This window comes from Pedobacter superstes, assembly GCF_037622515.1.
GTDB classification, from domain to species: Bacteria; Bacteroidota; Bacteroidia; order Sphingobacteriales; family Sphingobacteriaceae; genus Paradesertivirga; species Paradesertivirga superstes.
The window spans coordinates 319,999-339,363 of the sequence record NZ_JBBJCN010000005.1 but is presented as its reverse complement, the minus strand read 5'-3'; the positions used below and the strand labels follow the sequence as shown (position 1 = coordinate 339,363).

The window sequence follows — 19,365 nt, the reverse complement described above, 5'->3', positions numbered from 1 at the left end:
CTGTTTTTTAAATTTAAAGAGGTCTTGATTGTAAATGCGAAAACTGTATTTTTGCAAACTTCATTTTTTTAAAACGCAAATGGCGACTAATCAAAAAGATACTATTACAGAGCCCGCAAAAACAGGCAGCACAAGTAATTTTGTGCAGGAAAATAAAAAAAGCCTGGCCGTAATTGGCGGTGCTATTGTAGCATTGATACTGCTTTACATAGGATATCAAAAATTCTATCTGGCTCCGAGGGCCGAAAAAGCAGCGAACGAAATGTTTAAAGCTGAAGAGTATCTGGCAGCAGACTCTCTGGAAGACCGGGCAATCAAAGGTGATGGATCATACCCTGGATTTGAAAAAATTGCCGAAGAATATTCAAATACAAAATCGGCAAATCTGGCAAACGCTTATGTTGGCGGACTATATCTTCAAAAGGGCGAGTTTCAAAGCGCCGTTGAAGCTCTTGGTAACTACAGTGCAACCGGAAGTCCGGTAATCGATCCTTTAGTTTTAGGAATGCTTGGAGATGCTTACTCTGAATTAAAGGATTACAGCAAGGCTGAAACTTTTTACAAAAAAGCTTCTGACAAATCTGAAAATTCATTTACTACTCCATTATTTCTGAAAAAACTTGGGCTGGTTTATGAAGAACAAAAAGAATTTGATTCTGCATTGGATGTTTATAAAACAATTAAACAGGATTATCCTGAAAGTTCTGAAGCTTCATTAATTGACGCTTATATTGCCCGTGCTGAAGCACGTTTGAATTAAGGTTTTTTTATTCCACTCTTATAAAAAATGAGGGTGCTTCAAAAGTCATTATTGTCATCTTGAGCCTGTCGAAAGTTGAGTATTTTTGTGACCTTTGAGACATCCTCATTTGCATTTTCATACAATGGCAACTCATCTTAAAAGTCTATCCGATTTCAGCCACACCAATATCCCGATGGGAGACGGTTTCAAAATTGGTATTGTAACAGCACAATGGAACGCCGAAATAACAGGCGCTTTGTATAATGCTGCGGTATTATTATTGGAAAAACAAGGCGTTAAACCAGAAAACATAATAGAAGTTACTGTTCCGGGAAGTTTCGAACTTACTTCCGGTGCCGACATTCTTTTAAGCAACAAAGAGTTGGATGCAGTAATCTGTTTAGGTTGTGTTATTAAAGGAGAAACACCTCATTTCGATTTTATTTGTAATGCTGTTGCAAACGGAGTTAGCCAGGTTAGCATAAAACATAATAAACCCGTAGTATTTGGCGTACTCACTACAAACACCTTGGAACAGGCTCAGGAACGTGCCGGGGGAAAACATGGAAATAAAGGTGAAGAAGCCGCTGTTACAGCCTTATTAATGGCAGATCTACAAAACAATTTGATTCTCTGAAACTTATTGAACAAACTTTCGTATTGTAGTTGAAAATTGATACTTTTACTTTCATTATGAGAAGAATAGCTCTTATATTCCTTTTACTATTTGTCGCTACGGTTACGTTTGAATCATGTTCCAGTAAAACCTGCCCTGCATATAACTCCTATCCCAAATCAAGACGGTAAAAGACGGGTTCAGCAATCTCTATGTAATATTACCTTAAAAAGTGATATTAATCTTGTTTTGCAATACAAGACCTCCCTATTTTTGAGTTTCTATTTTTTATGAATTGGACACCACTGGAAAGCCTTGAACAATTACATGCGATTAAACAATCCGCAGGTTACAGCATTTTATTTAAACACAGCACACGCTGCTCGACGAGCCTGATGGCTAAAAAGAAATTCGAATTCGAATGGGATGCCCTGCCTGAAGAAACGTCTGTTTATTTTCTCGACCTGATAAAAAATCGTCAGATCTCAAATACTATCGCAGAACTATTTGATGTTCATCACGAATCTCCTCAACTGTTATTGATTAAAGATGGAGAGTGTATTTATGAAGCATCGCACAGCGAAATCTCCGCAGAAGAAGCTGCCGAACAAATGGCAGTGAATTCATAATCAAATCTCAGACGAAGATCCGTACTTAAAGGTTATTTGCTTTAAGATATCAGGATGCAGGCTATATAATACCGGACAAGTTTTAGCGGTGTGTTCTAGAATTGCTTTTTCCTTGTCAGAATATGAAAACGGAAAGTTGAGCTCTGCATGAATCTCGCTTACCCGGCGAGGATCTGCTGCCATTATTTTAGTAACTGCACAGGTTGTTCCTTCGATATTGATTTCCCTCTCCCTGGCGGCGATTCCCATAACTGTTAGCATACAGTTTCCCAAGGAAGTAGCCAATAAATCGGTAGGTGAAAATGCCTGCCCTTTTCCTCTATTATCAAGTGGAGCATCGGTAATAACCTTTTCTCCGGATTGGATATGAGTCGATTCAGTTCTTAATTCTCCTAAGTATATTATTTTCGATGTCATAATAATTCAAAAGTAAAAAATTAAAAGTAAAAAATATTGGGTGGCTATTCGACCTTATAGTAAAAGATTAACGTGACTTTAGATGGTTCAATCTAATGTAAAAAGATCCTGCTTTTTTAATTTTTCCTTTTGAATTTTAATTTTTAAAACCTACATCTCATTTCTATAACTTACATTTGTAATATGATTGAATTGCCGGTTATTCCTGCAAACCAGACAGCACGCAGACCAAATTGGTTAAGGGTGAAATTGCCTGTAGGGAAAGAATATGCACATGTGCGCAGCCTTGTAGATACTCATAAACTTCATACGATTTGCGAAAGCGGCAATTGTCCGAATATGGGCGAATGCTGGGGTGCTGGTACTGCAACATTTATGATCCTGGGTAATATTTGTACACGTTCCTGTTCATTTTGTGCAGTTGCCACAGGCAGACCATTAGCAGTAGATCTCGATGAACCAAACCGGGTTGCCAATTCAATAAAATTAATGAGTGTTAAGCATGCGGTAATTACTTCGGTAGACCGTGATGATTTAAAGGACGGAGGTTCTACTATCTGGGCAGAAACCATCCGGGCTATCCGTAGAGAAAGCCCACAGACTACAATGGAAACTCTGATTCCGGATTTTAGAGGAATCTGGGATAATTTATACCGTGTGTGCGAAGAACGCCCCGAAGTTATTTCTCACAATATTGAAACGGTAAGACGCTTAACGAAGGAAGTTCGTATCCAGGCAAAGTACGACAGAAGTATGGAAGCTTTAAAACGGATTTCGGAATTTGGTTTGAGAACAAAATCAGGGATTATGTTAGGCTTAGGTGAAACCGAAGCAGATGTAATTGAAACAATGCAGGACTTAGCTGATGCCGGAGTACATATCTTAACTCTTGGACAATATTTACAGCCTACTAAAAATCATCATCCGGTTATAGATTGGATTCATCCTGATCAATTTGCCAAATACAAGAAAATCGGTCAGAAAATGGGTTTCAAATATGTAGAAAGCGGACCATTGGTTCGGTCGTCTTATCATGCAGAGAAACACCTGTTTGATCAGGTATTTTAATAATGATACCTGCATTGAATAATATGTAAGGGATAAGTATTATTTAATAATAAACAACAGTTAAGGTTTTTAATGAGGATGCAGAATCTTAGGGATCTTGTCCACTAGTTTACTTGCTGTAACAATTGCAACACCATCTTTCGCAACTAATTCCTCCCCGGTCTTTCCGTGAAGATAGACAGCTAAAATGGCCGCATCTTCCGGCTTACACCCCTGCGCCATAAAAGAGACAATCATTCCGGTTAACACATCACCCATTCCCCCTGAAGCCATAGCTGGTGTTCCGGTGGGATTGAAATAACATCTGCCCTCCGGCGTGAATATCATTGTATACCTGTTTTTCAGAATAATTATGCATTCATGCTCCCGCGCCTTTGCAATTCCTGTTTCCAATCTTTCCCACCAGTTAGAGTGCTGCTCAAAAAGCCGGTCGAACTCTTTAATATGGGGGGTATAAACAGATAATTTGGGCACGTAAAATATGAGGTTTGGATTCAAAGAAATTAAGTTTATAGCATCTGCGTCAATAACCACAGGATGTTTAAAATTACTTAAAGTGCCCGCCAGAATCTGTTTACTTTCTACTGAGGTTCCCAGACCCGGCCCAATAGCTACGGCATTAAATTTATCCCATTGCATATCTGCCGGAAGCGCATTATTATACCTCAAAGCCGCCATTACTTCTGGCATTCTAATATTTAAGGGAGTTAATCCTTCAGATGGGATACATGCCGTTGTTAAACCGGCACCTGTATTTAAACAAGCTTCAGAGCAAAGAAGGGCTGCTCCCATAGTCTGTATATCACCCGCAATAATTAAGGCGTGGCCGAATGTCCCCTTATGGCTGAAAGGCTTACGCTTCTTTAAACGGATAGGTATATCACTATCGGTTAATAACTGATAAGGAGACTCCAGCGACTGGAGGTATTCTTCGTCCAGTCCAATATCAACAATCACAAACCGTTTGATACAGAAAGCAGATTCGGGCAATAAGAAATTAATTTTTGGCCTTTGAAAACTGATTGTAAGATCTGATTTTATCGTTACATCATGTTTTGATACCGGCCCCTCGGATTTGAACCCTGTCGGGATATCAATAGAAACAATTGGTTTCCCTAAACTATTCAACCATTCTACCAAAGTCAGCCACTCACCTTCCAGGGGTTTATTCAGGCCCGACCCGATGAGGGCATCAATAATAATATCGGCAGCCTCCCCTTGTATTTCCTGCAGCTTCTTAAATTCATTCAATGCTATTCCCGCCGACATAAGCCGGGCCAGATTTCCGTCAAAATCTTTGCTCGACACTCCGGAAAAGCGTGCGATCTTTACATCAACTTTGTATCCCCTAGTAAATAATAACCTTGCAACTGCTAAACCATCTCCTCCGTTATTGCCTGTCCCGCAATAAACTGCTATCGTTTTTTCCTTGTCGGGATAATTCTCAATAAAAGCAGCTGTAAAAGCAAGAGAAGCCTTTTCCATGAGATCGATTGACTGAATAGACTGATGGGCTATGGTATAGCTATCCGCTTTCCGAATCTGATCTGAGGTTAGGAGGTTGAGCATATTCTTGTTAACGCAACTTAAAGAAGCTTGTTTAATAACTCCTGTGATTTTTTATATCTATCCGAATCAGCAGGAATTTTTTTGAGCCAGCTAATTGATTGTTGCTCATCTTTTTCTTTTAAAAAACTTAAAGCCATATAAAATGCGGCATCATACTTAAATATAGATGTCCCATTAAAAATTTCATCCAGAACCTTACGGGATTTTTGAATTTCGCCCGTTTCCAATAAAGTAATGGCAAAATAATATTGAGCCATAGCATTCTCCGGCTCAACCTTATTAACCTTCTCCAAAGCCTTTTTAGCTGAAGAAAAATCTTTCTTATTGAAAGCATCCGCCGCTTTCTGCATCTGTTCTTCCGTCTTATCCCCTCTTTCGGCCATAGCAAGCATATTTGTATCTGCATATTGCCGGTATAAATTTTTGTCCCAGGGAGCCCATATAAGAAACAGAACAAATACTGCCGCTATTGCAGATGTCCAGGCAAGGTATCTGCGCATAGAAATTACTTTGGTTTCTTTTCTGAAGTAGTTTTCGCTAATCTCAGATAAAGACGCTTTAAACTCCTGATCTTTCAAATCCGGGACCAGCTTCATCTTCAAAGATGAATGAACATTTTGATAAAAGGCAAGATTCGCCTGTAAATCTTTATCGGTTTTAAGAGCATTTTCAAATTGGATAAGCTCTTCGCCCTTCATATCACCTTCCGCAAAACGGGCTATATCTTCCATGCTGTACATACTCATAACTACTTAATTTTGCTTAATTAATTTGATGAGAGCAGCCATACATTCAGATTTCTTTTTCCGAAGATATCCATAAGTAACCCCCAGTTTTTCTGCTACCAATTCCTGGGCATCGCCTTTAAGGCTTTCACTGATAATCTCTTTACATCTGTCTCCAAGCTTCTCAAACATCAGTATAAAGCGTTTCGCTTCCTCATCCTGTTTTTCCAGCAATTCAGCTTCAGCAAAAACATCCTCACCAATTACTAATAAAGCGTCGTCGATATTTGTTACCGGCAAAACAGATTTTTTTTTCAGCTCGTTAAGCCATTTGCGCTTGCATACAAGCAACAGAAAGGGCTCGAAAGGGCAACTTAACTTAAATGACTTATACTTAGCCTGCTGATAAATATCAATTAATGCTTCCTGCATTATATCCGAGGCGTCATTCTCAGAGCCACTGTTATTAATTATATACCGCTTGATTTTACCGAAAAACTTCTCATAGATTTCCTGCACCACTAGTGTGTCGTTATTAAGCAACGCTTCAATATATCGATTATCGGGATGCAGCTTTTCCAAAAATTTATCATTCTAAGTTAAGTCCTTTTTCATTGACTTAAAATTATTTTCAAAAGAGGGGTAACAAATTTCAGCCCGCGCTGATATAGTTTCAAATGATCAAAAAGGCCAACGCTGAAAAGCCTGAAAAGAGTAAGCAATATTTAAAAAGACAAAATGAGAACCCATAAACAATTACTAACAAAATGCCTGATAAACCTGGCTATGCTTTTAGCAATATGCCTGATGATACAAATTTTAATAATCAAATAAACTCATAAAAACAAAGGCCGATGCTGAAAAGCCTGAGAATAAGCAAAAACAAAAAAAGATAAAAACATGAAAAAGATCGATCTAATACCAGCCCTATTTTTAACAGCTACAATAGTATTCACTGCATGTAAAAAAGACAGAAATATTCCTGTAAACACAGCTAGCACTGCGAAAGAATTTGCTGAAAAAATTGGCCCGAAAAAACAAACTATCACTATGAATGTAACGGCCTCACCCCAAACAGTAAACTTATCCGGGGGAACAAAAATCACTTTTCCGGTAGGATCTCTTACTAAAAACGGCATCCCGGTTACAGGCGAAGTAACTGTAATTGCTTATGAAATGTTAAAAAGAAGTGATGTAATTATGGGTGGTACAAATACTAACCACATCTCAGGCGCACCGCTTGTATCCGACGGATTCATTTTTATCGATGTTAAAGCAAATGGCGAAAGCGTGGACAGAAATCTTGCTATCCCCGTGAAAGTTCGGATTCCAGCAAAACGTGATGGTGTTACTCAACTGTGGGAAGGAGTTGAAAATGACGCGAAACAAATGGCATGGCAAGCTCCAAAACCTGCGAATGGCGCCGGACAAAGGGAAGTTCAATCCACACAAGGAGAATTTGCGTTTGATTTCGGGATGCTTGGATGGATTAACTGCGATGTTTTCTGGAGCTATTCTAACCCTAAAACAACTGTAAGTGTAGAAATCCCCAATAACCCTGGTACTTTCGCCACTTTCCGTGGATTTTCCGGAGAAACTTTTGTCTTCTTTTGCGCCAAAGGTAGCAATGTTGCCGCGCAATTATATACTCCTAATGGACTTAATAAAGTTAAAAGTTACGACAATGTGATGCCTGTTGGCGAAGAGGGCCGTTTATTAGCATTTTCTATTAAAGATGGTAAGTATTATTTCGCAAAGAAAGAGATTACTATAACTGCTAACCAAACAGAGAGTCTAAATTTAGCTGAAACAACTGAAGCCATAGTTCAGGCAGAAATAAACGGCTTGAATAATTATTAATGGTCTGTTTAAATGTGCCAATAACAACACCAGTGAGTTTCGTCACTGGTGTTGTTTTGCTTCATAAATAATCATTATATTTAATTCCACTAACCACGCATGAGAGTTCTGGCTTCAGCATTTGTCTTCATCTTATCCTTCGCAGCTCAGGCACAGGTTGTACCTGTTGATACAATCCCGGCTGTAATTGAGGTAAATCAAGATAGCGCTCAATTAAAATTCAGCGCATCATTAAGAGAATTAAGACAGATAGCAGGGGCGCCGGTTCCGTTCTACACATATTTTTGGGAATTTGGCGATGGCAGCTTTAGCTTTGAGAAAGATCCTCTTCACTCCTATCGGGATACCGGAACATTCGATATTCGTGTGTATGCCACAAATAATTATGACGACGGAAAACCTCCTCCCACTAAACCTAAAAAAATAAATATTACAAAAGCACCTCCCACTCCCATAAGACATGCAGGTATATCACCTACATTTTTTAAATCTGACGGAAGTATTGAACTAAAAACTAACCGTATGCCAAAACCTGCGGAAGACATGGTTTTACTTATTGGGTACCGAAATAAAGCCGAATGGAATATCCCTAATTTAAGTGGGAAGCTAGCTATTTTATATAATGAAAGGCAGTTTAAGCAGGATAACTTCCTGTTAAAGGAAACCCGTAATCACCATAAAGAACAGAAATCATCCTTAAATACCTTAATGGCTTACGTTCCTTTTCAAAAAATTTTTGAGGAAGACTGGAAGCAAAAAGGAGGGCCTGCGATTATCGAAAAAGTAAAACCCAATGAAAACTCGCGTGTACTAAAAGACAAAGCAGAATTATTCAGAAACAGTGAAGTTTGGAAGTTTGAAAACATAAAGCAGGGAGAAGAGCGGTTCATGTTTATCTCTTTAAATACTACTCCTGAAATGCTTCAGGACACTAATGCAGTAGTAACAATTTCGGCTGTGTTTATTCCTGACGACCCGCTTTTAGAGCATGAAGTTGTTGATTTACAGTTGCAAATTGTAGCGTCACACGATCCGAATAAAATGATGCTGAAAAACCGTAGAATGAATTACCGTTTTACTGGTAAAAAGCAGGAACTGACCTATAAAGTTCGTTTCCAAAATACTGGAGAAGGTCCGGCAAAAAAGGTAGCGATAGGCATACGTGCTGCGGGCAGTCTTGATGTATCCTCAGTGCAAATAAGCGACTCGCAACCCAAATGTATTCCATGCAATTTGGCCTACAGTAATCAAAGCTGTTTAGAGAGATTCGTTTTTAAAGACAGTGTAGGATTTGTGTTTAAGAATATTTATCTGCCCGGAGTAAAACAAAAAGGCGTTTCCGATATGGATTCTACCATGGGCTATATTGAATATGCTGTCAATTTTAAAAAGAAACCAAAGAAAGTCCCTTTTGACAGCCAGGCTGCAATTGTGTTTGATAAAAATGAACCCATTTATACAAATCGCTCAGTTGGACGATTTAAACCTGGCTTTTCTCCCGGAATTATAGCTGTGTATGGCACAAGGGTTAATAATACAGCCCTCACAATGGGTAACAAGAATTTCAGCCTTGGCCTGAGCATTGCACCATTTTCACCATATCGAAAATACCTGCAATGGGAGCTTTATGTAAGTACATTTAATGAATCTGAAACATTTCTTGGACGAAGAACGGGCGGAGATACCATTATCAATCGCATTGGATATAAGGTTGCCTACAGGGACCAGTTTAGAAAATCAAAAGTAATTTCAATTGATGTGGTACCTGCACAATTGCGATACAACTTAAATTCATTTATCGGCTTTGGAGCCGGGGCAATTGTTTCTTCAAATCTAAAAACGACAAATGAAAAGACAAAAAACACTTCTTTGGAGAACCCAAATGGACAGCGCATTATCTTAAATGAAACACAAAAAGAAGAAAACCAAGGCTTTAACCAATGGCAAAGCTCGTTATTTGCAGACATTCAGCTGGGCATGGTTCGAGTAGGACCATCATTAGGAATCCGATACCTGTATGCTCTCAATATAAACGACAGGCGTTTTTCGACGTATCTTGCCTGGAAATTCTAAGTGATAAAATTCAATGAAAGCGATATCCCAGCTTATCATTTGTATATTTTCTATCTTCTTCTTGGCATCAGAAAAGGCTCTTTGTCATGCTGAACTTGTTTTAGCATCTCATACAAATAACTATTTCATTTCTCCTTCAGCAACTCCCACTCACTATAATGAAAGAAAAACACTGGACACAGAACTTTCCGCTCTTAGACAAGATGATAAATTAACGGATTGGCTATATGCCCGGATTGCATATAATGCTGAAAATCCCCGGGAACGGCTACCCTTTTTAATGGCCACAGAAAGCGAAACCTGGAGAAAGCCCCAAACCAATGATGAGAATGAAGCATGGCTGAACCTTTTAATTAATCAGGGTTATTATCAACTTTATACTGGTAATGTTCTAAAATCCATAGAACAATACGAAAAGGCCTACGCTTTTTATCAGCGAAAACCGCTAAAAAGCTTCGACCTGGTTGAATACATTTTTAAACCTCTCGGAAATAATTACACCCGTTTGGGCGATTATAGCAACGCCCTTTTTATACAGAACAAAAGTTTAACAATTGCCTCTGCCAAAAGCGACAGCCTGACTATTGCTTCCATTTACAGCAATTTAGCCATCTCTTATAAATCAATGGGAGATTTGAAACAGGCAGAAAAAGCATGCCTGAAAGGATTTGGATACTTACCGCCTAAACATTCATTGTCCGGACTGCTTTACAATACTCTCGCAGATATTGAATATGAAAAGGGAGATTACGTTGAGGCCGGAAAAAAAGTCCAACTGGCGCTATATAGCCTAAGCGGCAATAAGAGTTCAAATTCCTTATACTGGTTACTTAGTGCGTATACACTTGCTGGAAATATTGAACTTAGAAAAAATAATTTCATCACAGCCCGCCTGAACTACAATAAAGGACTTCAACTAATTGAGCATTATTTTAAAGGAAGCAGGAACCGGGAAAAAGCGAATCTGCTTATTCAATCAGGAAACATATCAATTGCACAAAAGGAACCGGAAATTGCCCTGAACTTTTATAACCAGGCCTTGCAAATTCTCAGACCTGATTTCAGGAGTTTTGACTATGGAGGTTTGCCTTCATTTAAGCATCTGTATAGCGAGAATCGCCTTTATGACGCATTAGAGGGTCGTGGAAATGCTTTATCGTTAATGAAAAAACAAGATGAAGCTCTAAATAATTATTTATTGGCCCTAGCTACCGGAAATAAATCCCGAAATGAATTTGCCAACGCTGATGACCGTGTATATTATCAAAAGCAATCAAAGAGATTAGCGGAGGTTGCCATTACTACTGCTTATGATCTCTGGATAAAAACCAAAAAAAAGAAATACTCGCTAACAATCTTAGGCATCGCTGAACAAACAAAGGCCAGAACACTATTGGACCAGATTCAACGTAACCAACAATCTGTCTTAAACACCAATAATTCAAACTTCAAAGAATACAATGCCTTAAAAAGAGCAATAGCTTATTATCAGAAAGAACATCTGCTTCATAAGGAGAGCAAAGCCCTTTTAAACAACCTTCAGGAAACACAATATAAGCTGGCAATATTAGATAAGAAAATTCAAAAGAGATATCCCAGCTGGAATAAAACAAATACTATTGAATCATTTCCGGCAGAAAAACTGATTAACCAAATACCTTCCAAATTTACTATTATCAACTTCTTTTGGGGTGAGAAGGCTGTTTATATAATTAACGCGAAGCAAGGTAATATTGACACCATAATCCGGCTCGACAACACCTGGCAATTAAAACCGGAAATAAGCAATTTTATCCAATTCTATTTTAAGCATGGCCCATCTGCTATGGTAAATAACCCCGAGAAATTCTTCAAGAGTTCTCATCAGGTTTACCGCAGGCTTTTGTCGAAAAGTTTACAAAATGAACTACAACAACTCGTAATTATTCCTGACGACATTTTAGCCTATCTTCCCTTTGAATCCTTAATTACAAACGCCAACTATTCAATGTCCATTGCCAAATGGCCATTTCTAATTAAGAAGACACCCATTAGCTATGCATATTCGCTACAAACCTGGTTGAGCCCGGCTATAAAAGCACAGTCGGATCAAAAAGGGTTTAGCGGATTTTTTATTTCAAAAAGTATTGATGAAAATATCTCTATCCCAGCTGTTGCTATTGAGGCGGAAAAGCTTGGAAAACAACTAAAAGGCAAATATTTTATTGATGAAGATGCTTCAATTACGCCTTTTAAGCACGCATTGAACACAAGCAAGGTGCTTCATCTCAGCACACATTCGTTTATGTTTGGCCCACTGGCCCAACCTGCGTTGCAATTAGCCGATGGAAAGTTTTTCTTATTTGAATTATCCGCCATAGCCAGAGTTCCTAACCTGATGGTTCTTAGTTCCTGTCGTACGGCAGATGGTACCATGGCTTCTGGCGAAGGTGTGTTGAGCTTATCACGAGGATTTACAGCTGCTGGCACAAATGGTGTTGTTGCCAGTCTATGGAACATAAACGATGGTGCTACGTCGCAATTGATGACATCCTTTTATGAAAATTTACAAAAAAGGAAAGATGCAGCAATATCGCTACATCAGGCTAAGATTGTTTGGATTACACAAGAACATAGCAATTCAGCTTTATTACTTCCTTATTACTGGAGCAGCTTAATATATATAGGAAAACCCCAAATAATTTCACTGGAGAATGCCAATAATTATATTGTGCTGTATGTTGCCTTACTGGGTATTCCGCTAGTTATTATGACAGGATACTTCTTTCGGAAAAGGAAAAAATAATACCAACTAACGTCCCATCTCAATTTTAAGGAACTTACCAGTATGGCTATTTTTGACTTTAAGCAAATCATCAGGTGTGCCCGAAAATAAAATCTGGCCTCCGCCAGACCCTCCCTCAGGTCCCAGATCAATTACCCAGTCGGATACTTTAACTACATCCAGGTTATGTTCAATGACCAATACTGTATTTCCGTGATCTACCAATCGGTTTAACACTCCAAGAAGCACATTAATATCTTCAAAATGCAATCCGGTTGTAGGTTCATCCAAAATGTAAAAGGTTTTCCCTGTATCTTTTTTAGAAAGCTCAGTCGCAAGTTTAACCCGTTGAGCTTCACCACCTGATAATGTTGTGGATGACTGCCCGAGTTTAATATATCCCAAACCTACATCAAACAGAGTTTTAATTTTACGATAAATTGATGGGATGGGCTCGAAAAACACAACCGCATCTTCAATACTCATATCCAAAACATCGCTGATAGATTTTCCGCGATAACGAACCTCCAGCGTTTCGCGGTTGTAACGTTTACCCTGGCACTCTTCACAAGGCACCTGCACATCAGGAAGGAAATTCATCTCGATTACCTTCATTCCCGCACCCTGGCAGGTTTCACATCTGCCACCTTTTACATTAAAGGAAAAACGACCCGGCTTATATCCTCTGATCCTTGCCTCAGGTAAACCAACAAACAGATTCCGTATATCAGAAAACACTCCTGTATAAGTAGAAGGATTTGAGCGCGGAGTACGTCCGATAGGGGTTTGATCTATTTCAATTACTTTATCAATATGCTCCAGCCCTTCGATCTTTTTATAAGAGAGCGGAGTTTTCTTCGCTCTGAAAAAATGATGATTCAAAATGGGATATAAAGTTTCCGCTATTAAACTAGACTTTCCACTGCCGGACACCCCGGTAACGCTAATGAATTTTCCTAAGGGGATTTCAAGAGTCACATTTTTAAGATTGTTACCAGTAGCATTTTTCAACACTAAAGATTTGCCCGTCCCTTCACGGCGTATTGCCGGCATGGCAATTTCTTTAGCACCACTTATATAATCATTGGTAAGAGTTTTTGCTTTTGTAAATTCTTCAGGCGTACCTGCCGATACTACCTCTCCCCCATGAACACCCGCGGCCGGCCCCATATCAATCACATAATCTGCTTCCAGAATCATGTCCTTATCGTGCTCAACAACCAACACCGAGTTTCCTATATCCCGAAGGTTCTTTAAGGCGGAAATTAACCGGGCATTGTCACGCTGATGCAAGCCTATACTTGGCTCATCCAGAATATAAAGAACATTTACTAACTGAGAGCCTATTTGTGTGGCAAGCCGGATGCGCTGGGCTTCACCACCCGAAAGTGTTTTAGCAGTTCTGTCGAGGGTCAGGTAATTTAGCCCCACATCAAGCAAAAACCCGATTCTTGAACGGATCTCTTTTAAAATCTCTTTAGCAATTACATTCTGACGTTCTGTTAATTTATCTTCAACACATTCAAACCAGGATGAAAGGTTTGAAATATCCATCGTTGCCAGCTCGAAAATATTTTTCTCATTCACTTTTATGTGAAGAGATTCTTTTTTCAACCTCGCTCCTTCGCATTCAGGACACTTTCTTAAAACACGATAATTCTCCAGATCATCACTGGCTTCCTCACCTCGTTTTTCGGTTTGCTCTTCCAGCATTTTAATAATGCCATCGAAGGTAATCTGGTAATTCTGAACATTCCATTTATTATACTCAACAGGCACCGTTATAATATCATCTGAACCGTTTAGAATGACATTGACAATTTCCTCTCCCAGTTTTTCAATCGGGGTTGATAAAGAAAAGTTAAACTTTTTAGACAGGGCCTTTAAAATCTGGAACATCCATGTTTCACGATACTCGCCCAACGGAGCTAGTCCGCCCTGCACGATACTCAGTTTCGGATTGGGAATAATCGCGTTGTTATCAATCTCAAAAACATAGCCTAATCCGCTGCATTTCTGGCAAGCACCATAAGGTGAATTGAATGAAAATGTATTGGGCTGAGGCTCATCGTATGAAATTCCTGAAACAGGATCCATAAGAAATTTACTAAAAAAGAATTCGTTGTTTTCCTGATCAGAGATTTTAATAATCCCTTTAGCGGTTTTTAATGCCGTTTGAATCGAAGTGTATAATCGTTTCTTATCCTTTTCGGTGACCACCAAACGGTCGATTACCATTTCGATATCATGTATCTTATACCTGTCGACCTGCATTTTAGGCGCCAGATCTAAAATTTCGCCATCAACCCTGACCTTTAGATAGCCTTGCTTCCGGATTTGCTCAAACAACTCGCGATAATGACCCTTTCGACCTTTAACAACCGGAGCCAGAATATTTATTGCTTTACCGGCGAACTTTTCAAGTACGTTCTTGAACATCTGCTCTTCAGACATTCGCTCCATTTTCTCGCCGGTGACATACGAATACGCGTCTCCGATACGGGCGAAAAGCAAACGCATAAAATCATAGATCTCTGTAATAGTACCAACGGTAGACCGGGGATTTTTAGAAGTGGTTTTTTGCTCAATAGCGATGACAGGACTTAATCCAGAGATTTTATCAACGTCGGGCCTTTCCATACCTCCTAAAAACTGTCGGGAATAGGCACTGAAAGTCTCCATGTACCGCCGCTGGCCCTCGGCATATATAGTATCAAAAGCTAAGGATGACTTTCCGCTCCCACTTAAACCGGTGATAACAACGAGTTTGTTTCTCGGGAATGAAACATCAATATTTTTGAGATTATGCACCCTGGCACCATAAACTTCTACTTCACTTTGCTCGCCAAGGTCGGGGGTAGCTTTGTCCATAAATTAAAAAGAATATTAATGGATAAAGATTAGAATTTGTTTGAGAAAGTCCATCCCTTTTAAGTAAAAAAGAGTGCAATGCCATTCATACTTTAGCAGAAGGGCTATCCAGACGATTTTATCTGACAAACGAACGAAACAAAGGCTTTTAGTTCTGCAGTATAGAAAGAGCCTTTAATGCACTCGCTTCAACTTTAGGATCGATGACATAGGGTTTGGATTCAACTGCTTCTTGTTCAGCCAGCAATTCCTTACCTCTTCGTACAAAACCATGCTTCAGCGGATTTTCAATAATCTCTTTCATCGCGATAAGCTTATATACATAAGATGCAGTTTCACCATTTAACTTCATCTTGTAATAATTTCGCTGTCCTTGTCTGGCCATTTGACGCAACAGATTCACTTCTCCTATATTATAAGCCGCAGCGGCCAGAGTCCAGCTGTGAAAGATGCCATGGAGCTCTCTAAGATATTTACAAGCAGCGATCGTTGATTTCCGAATATTTTGTCGCTCATCAATTTCGCTATTAACACGTAAGCCATAATTACGCGCGGTACCCGGCATAAATTGCCAGTAACCCGATGCTCCCTTAGGTGAGGTTCCTGAGGCCAGACCGCTTTCTACTAAAGGCATGTATTTAAAATCCTCTGGAATACCATAAGATTTCAGGATCGGCACGATTACAGGAAACCATTGATCAGCCTTACGATGCAGCTTTGTGGTTTGAATTCTTTTATAACTATGCGCTATCAAATACCTTTTAATTTTCTGAGCAAATACCTTTCCTTTCGGCAAGCTTTCATTTGAAAATTTAAGTGACGGGATTTTTGACTTTGGAGAGGATTTTGTTTTTTCTTCTTTCTGAAACTGAAAAGGAAGAATGACGTTTTGCGAAAACGAATTTAAACGGGTGACCGGAGTACTATAAAAAAGTAATTTTGCCGAGAGCATTATTACAAGCAGTCCGGAACATGCTATTAAATGTTTTTTAATCATGTGTTCCTTACTATTATTTAACTAAAAAGATTTCAAAGGTACTCATTATATACTTAATTACCAAATAGTTACGTTTTACCCCTAAGTTTCAAGCACTTACCGCCCCTCAAAAAGCACTTTTTTTTGCACATTGTCAAAACACATTGCTATAAGCGGCGTTTATTTTCTTAACTTTGCACCCCATTTTAGAAAGGTTAGCAGTGTATCATGCCAGATAAAAAAAACAGGAACAGTCGCGAAGACAAATCCCTCAATAACAATCGTTTCCAGGGAAGTTCAAACAACGAACGTCCGGAAAATTCAAACAACGATAGAAAGAAAAAGTTTGAAGGTGAATCGAAAAGACCATACAAAAGCCATTCAGACAAGCCAGACAGCTCCGATTCTGCAGAAAAAAAATATTCCCGTTCATCTGATGACCGGCCATCAGGAAAGAGGTCTTTCTCCGGGTCTAAAGAAAAACCTTTCGGAAAAGCTGACAGATCTTTTGAAAAAAAGCCCTTCAGTTCTGATAAAAGCGGAGCTGATAAAAAACCTTACGGTGAACGCTCATTCGACAAAAGGCCACGAACCGGAGAGGCCAAAAGCTTTGACAAACCCAGGGAAGCAAGATCTTTTGACAAGAAACCGTTAGGAGAAAGGTCATTTGGGAAAAAACCCGGATCAGGGGAAGAAAAAACTTTCGATAAACCCAGAGAAGCCAGGTCGTTTGAAAGAAAACCATTCAAAGCCGGAGAAGATAGAAAATTCAGTAAGCCGGAAGGCGAACGTTCTTTTGAAAAGAAACCATTTAAAAGAGACGGAGACAAGCCTTCGTTGAAACCCGGAGGACTCCCTTACGAAAGAAAGCCTTTTAAGAGCAAGAATGAAACCCGCAAATGGACTTCAGAAGAAAAGATAGATCAACCTGCTAGCCGCGGGCGAAAGAAAGCAGCACAGGGAGACTCTGACCTGATCAGACTAAACCGCTATATCGCAAATGCCGGCATTTGCTCCAGAAGAAAAGCAGATGAGCTTATAGAAGCTGGTGTAATTTCTGTGAACGGTGAAGTTGTTTCTGAATTAGGCTATAAGGTTAATCCATCTAAGGATTTAATCCGATATAACGGAGAAACATTGAAGCGTGAGAAAATGACTTACGTTCTTTTGAATAAGCCGAAAGATTATATTACCACGACAGACGATCCTCAGGAGCGCAGAACAGTGATGCAACTGGTTGACAAAGCTTCTAAAGAGCGAATTTATCCGGTTGGCCGCCTTGACAGAAACACTACTGGTCTGCTTTTAATGACCAATGATGGAGATTTGGCCGAAAAGCTTTCTCATCCGAGGAATAACATTATCAAAATATACCAGGTTGAATTAAACAAAAGCCTTAGTCAGGGAGATTTCAATAAAATTGAATATGGTTTAGAGCTTGAAGACGGTTTAATTAAACCTGATGCTTTAAGTTATGTTGCCGGAGCCAGCAAAAAAGAAATTGGCATACAAATACATACCGGCAAAAACCGAATTGTTCGCCGGATTTTTGAGCATCTGGGATATGAAGTAGTAAAATTAGACAGGGTTGTTTATGGCAGCTTAACTAAAAAGGACCTTCCCCGAGGCCGCTGGAGATACCTGGAAGAAAAAGAAATTATTCAACTAAAGCATCTTATAAAATAGAAAAAAGGCTTCGTGAAAACGGAGCCTTTTACTTTACAGGAATTTTTACAGACTGACCATTTTCGCGCAAAGAACCGCAAAGTAATTTCACGCAAAGACCGAAAAATAACTTTATGAAGAGTTTTCGGAGAATTCTTATCTTGCGATTTAAACCTGAAAAAATGAAACCCACGGTATTGATTTGCTGTTTCCTGATGATATTGTCTGTTATGAAAGCAGAAGCTCAAAAGCTTAACCTTCTTATTGGCACCTACACAAAAGCTGGAAAAAGTGAAGGTATCTATGTATATGAATTCGATACAGCTACCGGGAAATCGATTTATAAAAACAAAGCAACAGGATTATCAAACCCCTCTTACCTTGCTTTAAGTAAAGATGAAAACTTTGTATACGCCGTTAATGAAGCGGGGCCCGGCAAAGGTGCGGTCTCCGCATTTGCATTTGACGCCAAAAATGGAGGCTTAACTCTCTTAAATCAAAAACCGTCAAATGGTGATGGGCCTTGCTATGTTTCACTAGATAAAGAAAGAAAACATCTTTTTGTAGCTAATTATTCCGGAGGTAGCTTTAGCGTTCTTCCCGTGAATAAAGACGGAAGCTTAGCGGATGCCGTTCAAACAATTACCTTTAAGTCTAATGGACTTGGAAAAGGGCAGCAGGAAAAACCACACGCACATGCAGCGGTTCTGACACCCGATGAAAAATATCTTTATGTAAGTGACTTAGGAAATGATGAAATTTTAGGGTATAAATATATTTCAAAAGCAACCTCTCCCTTAAGCAGCAATCAATTAATAAAATTACCGGCAGGCAGCGGACCAAGACATTTCGAATTTCATCCAAATAAAAAATTTGCTTATGCAGTTCAGGAATTAAGCTGTGATGTTGTTGCCTACAAATATAAAAAAGGACATTTATCATTTCTCCAAAATATTTCAGGCTTACCTGAAGGATATACCGGCCGAAGATGGGCCGCTGATATTCATATTTCTCCCGACGGAAAATTCTTATACTCCTCAAATCGGGATGATGCCAATGATATCGCCATCTTTTCCATCCAGAAAGATGGCAGGTTAAACTCAGTAGGAAGACAATCAACGCTGGGAAGAGCGCCCAGGAATTTCGTCATAGACCCTTCCGGCAATTTTTTGCTTGTGGCAAACCAGAGTAGTGATAATATTATTGTCTTTAAACGTGATAAGAATACTGGATTATTAAGCGACACGGGGGAAAAGCTTGAAATCGGAGCGCCGGTATGTTTAAAGTTCGCGACTGACAATTAAGGCAAAGCGAAACACAAAGCGGCGGCTTTATAATTGTCTTCATGGCTCATGCAATGGAGACATCAGAAATTTTCAACTGATTAAAT

General features: G+C 39.2%; 15 protein-coding genes. 9 read left to right on the top strand and 6 right to left on the bottom strand.

Features of this window, described 5'->3' with window-relative positions:
• Window positions 1-79 precede the first annotated feature (79 nt).
• The 3 genes from WG906_RS15465 to ytxJ all read left to right on the top strand — a co-directional run bounded on the left by WG906_RS15465 (window position 80) and on the right by ytxJ (window position 1,987).
• On the top strand, window positions 80-760 hold the full coding sequence (locus WG906_RS15465) for a tetratricopeptide repeat protein (protein ID WP_339993722.1): 681 nt from the start codon (window positions 80-82) through the stop codon (window positions 758-760).
• 124 nt (window positions 761-884) lie between these two features.
• Window positions 885-1,379: a 6,7-dimethyl-8-ribityllumazine synthase gene (gene ribH, locus WG906_RS15460; RefSeq protein ID WP_339993721.1), complete on the top strand. Its 495-nt coding sequence runs from the start codon at window positions 885-887 to the stop codon at window positions 1,377-1,379.
• Window positions 1,380-1,648: 269 nt separating this feature from the next.
• A complete protein-coding gene (ytxJ, locus tag WG906_RS15455; protein ID WP_339993719.1) occupies window positions 1,649-1,987 on the top strand; it encodes a bacillithiol system redox-active protein YtxJ in 339 nt (112 codons plus the stop codon).
• Here the strand turns inward: ytxJ and WG906_RS15450 are convergent, their stop codons facing one another.
• Window positions 1,988-2,404 carry an OsmC family protein gene (locus WG906_RS15450; RefSeq protein WP_339993718.1) on the bottom strand — a complete coding sequence of 139 codons (417 nt, stop codon included), beginning with the start codon at window positions 2,402-2,404 and terminating at the stop codon, window positions 1,988-1,990.
• Between the two features lie 183 nt (window positions 2,405-2,587).
• On the opposite strand from WG906_RS15450, the gene lipA reads away from it, so the two are divergent.
• Window positions 2,588-3,472: a lipoyl synthase gene (gene lipA / locus WG906_RS15445; protein WP_339993717.1), complete on the top strand. Its 885-nt coding sequence runs from the start codon at window positions 2,588-2,590 to the stop codon at window positions 3,470-3,472.
• A gap of 69 nt (window positions 3,473-3,541) precedes the next feature.
• On the opposite strand, the gene WG906_RS15440 is transcribed toward lipA, so the two are convergent.
• Genes WG906_RS15440 through WG906_RS15430 form a run of 3 tightly spaced genes read right to left on the bottom strand, consistent with a single transcriptional unit; the run spans window position 3,542 to window position 6,348 of the window.
• Entirely contained in the window at window positions 3,542-5,041 is a 1,500-nt protein-coding gene (locus tag WG906_RS15440; RefSeq protein ID WP_339993716.1) for an NAD(P)H-hydrate dehydratase, read from the bottom strand.
• A gap of 17 nt (window positions 5,042-5,058) precedes the next feature.
• Window positions 5,059-5,787, bottom strand: coding sequence for a tetratricopeptide repeat protein (locus WG906_RS15435; RefSeq protein WP_339993714.1), 729 nt, complete (start codon window positions 5,785-5,787; stop codon window positions 5,059-5,061).
• 6 nt (window positions 5,788-5,793) lie between these two features.
• Window positions 5,794-6,348: an RNA polymerase sigma factor gene (locus WG906_RS15430; protein ID WP_339993713.1), complete on the bottom strand. Its 555-nt coding sequence runs from the start codon at window positions 6,346-6,348 to the stop codon at window positions 5,794-5,796.
• Window positions 6,349-6,666: 318 nt separating this feature from the next.
• On the opposite strand from WG906_RS15430, the gene WG906_RS15425 reads away from it, so the two are divergent.
• From WG906_RS15425 to WG906_RS15415, 3 genes are all read left to right on the top strand, one after another.
• On the top strand, window positions 6,667-7,626 hold the full coding sequence (locus WG906_RS15425) for a hypothetical protein (RefSeq protein WP_339993712.1): 960 nt from the start codon (window positions 6,667-6,669) through the stop codon (window positions 7,624-7,626).
• A 99-nt stretch (window positions 7,627-7,725) separates the two neighbouring features.
• Window positions 7,726-9,699 (top strand): PKD domain-containing protein, encoded by a 1,974-nt coding sequence (locus tag WG906_RS15420; RefSeq protein WP_339993710.1) that lies wholly within the window; start codon window positions 7,726-7,728, stop codon window positions 9,697-9,699.
• Window positions 9,700-9,712: 13 nt separating this feature from the next.
• Window positions 9,713-12,484 carry a CHAT domain-containing protein gene (locus WG906_RS15415; protein ID WP_339993709.1) on the top strand — a complete coding sequence of 924 codons (2,772 nt, stop codon included), beginning with the start codon at window positions 9,713-9,715 and terminating at the stop codon, window positions 12,482-12,484.
• Between the two features lie 6 nt (window positions 12,485-12,490).
• On the opposite strand, the gene uvrA is transcribed toward WG906_RS15415, so the two are convergent.
• Together uvrA and WG906_RS15405 are read right to left on the bottom strand one after the other, a co-directional pair.
• On the bottom strand, window positions 12,491-15,334 hold the full coding sequence (gene uvrA, locus WG906_RS15410; RefSeq protein WP_339993708.1) for an excinuclease ABC subunit UvrA: 2,844 nt from the start codon (window positions 15,332-15,334) through the stop codon (window positions 12,491-12,493).
• Window positions 15,335-15,482: 148 nt separating this feature from the next.
• The gene (locus WG906_RS15405; RefSeq protein ID WP_339993707.1) at window positions 15,483-16,331 is read right to left on the bottom strand and encodes a lytic transglycosylase domain-containing protein; all 849 of its coding nucleotides are present in this window, start codon (window positions 16,329-16,331) and stop codon (window positions 15,483-15,485) included.
• A 207-nt stretch (window positions 16,332-16,538) separates the two neighbouring features.
• Between WG906_RS15405 and WG906_RS15400 the strand changes: the two genes are divergently transcribed.
• On the top strand, window positions 16,539-17,996 hold the full coding sequence (locus tag WG906_RS15400) for a pseudouridine synthase (protein WP_339993705.1): 1,458 nt from the start codon (window positions 16,539-16,541) through the stop codon (window positions 17,994-17,996).
• Between the two features lie 161 nt (window positions 17,997-18,157).
• Window positions 18,158-19,279 (top strand): lactonase family protein, encoded by a 1,122-nt coding sequence (locus WG906_RS15395; RefSeq protein WP_339993703.1) that lies wholly within the window; start codon window positions 18,158-18,160, stop codon window positions 19,277-19,279.
• The last annotated feature ends 86 nt before the right edge of the window (window positions 19,280-19,365 follow it).

Excerpts from the sequence above, each read along its gene's own strand:
- WG906_RS15405 (WP_339993707.1), bottom strand. The coding sequence starts at position 16,331 with ATGATTAAAAAACATTTAATAGCATGTTCCGGACTGCTTGTAATAATG.
- WG906_RS15425 (WP_339993712.1), top strand. The coding sequence starts at position 6,667 with ATGAAAAAGATCGATCTAATACCAGCCCTATTTTTAACAGCTACAATA.
- ytxJ (WP_339993719.1), top strand. The coding sequence starts at position 1,649 with ATGAATTGGACACCACTGGAAAGCCTTGAACAATTACATGCGATTAAA.
- uvrA (WP_339993708.1), bottom strand. The coding sequence starts at position 15,334 with ATGGACAAAGCTACCCCCGACCTTGGCGAGCAAAGTGAAGTAGAAGTT.
- WG906_RS15420 (WP_339993710.1), top strand. The coding sequence starts at position 7,726 with ATGAGAGTTCTGGCTTCAGCATTTGTCTTCATCTTATCCTTCGCAGCT.
- WG906_RS15440 (WP_339993716.1), bottom strand. The coding sequence starts at position 5,041 with ATGCTCAACCTCCTAACCTCAGATCAGATTCGGAAAGCGGATAGCTAT.
- WG906_RS15400 (WP_339993705.1), top strand. The coding sequence starts at position 16,539 with ATGCCAGATAAAAAAAACAGGAACAGTCGCGAAGACAAATCCCTCAAT.
- lipA (WP_339993717.1), top strand. The coding sequence starts at position 2,588 with ATGATTGAATTGCCGGTTATTCCTGCAAACCAGACAGCACGCAGACCA.
- WG906_RS15415 (WP_339993709.1), top strand. The coding sequence starts at position 9,713 with ATGAAAGCGATATCCCAGCTTATCATTTGTATATTTTCTATCTTCTTC.
- WG906_RS15450 (WP_339993718.1), bottom strand. The coding sequence starts at position 2,404 with ATGACATCGAAAATAATATACTTAGGAGAATTAAGAACTGAATCGACT.
- WG906_RS15465 (WP_339993722.1), top strand. The coding sequence starts at position 80 with ATGGCGACTAATCAAAAAGATACTATTACAGAGCCCGCAAAAACAGGC.
- ribH (WP_339993721.1), top strand. The coding sequence starts at position 885 with ATGGCAACTCATCTTAAAAGTCTATCCGATTTCAGCCACACCAATATC.
- WG906_RS15435 (WP_339993714.1), bottom strand. The coding sequence starts at position 5,787 with ATGAGTATGTACAGCATGGAAGATATAGCCCGTTTTGCGGAAGGTGAT.
- WG906_RS15395 (WP_339993703.1), top strand. The coding sequence starts at position 18,158 with ATGAAACCCACGGTATTGATTTGCTGTTTCCTGATGATATTGTCTGTT.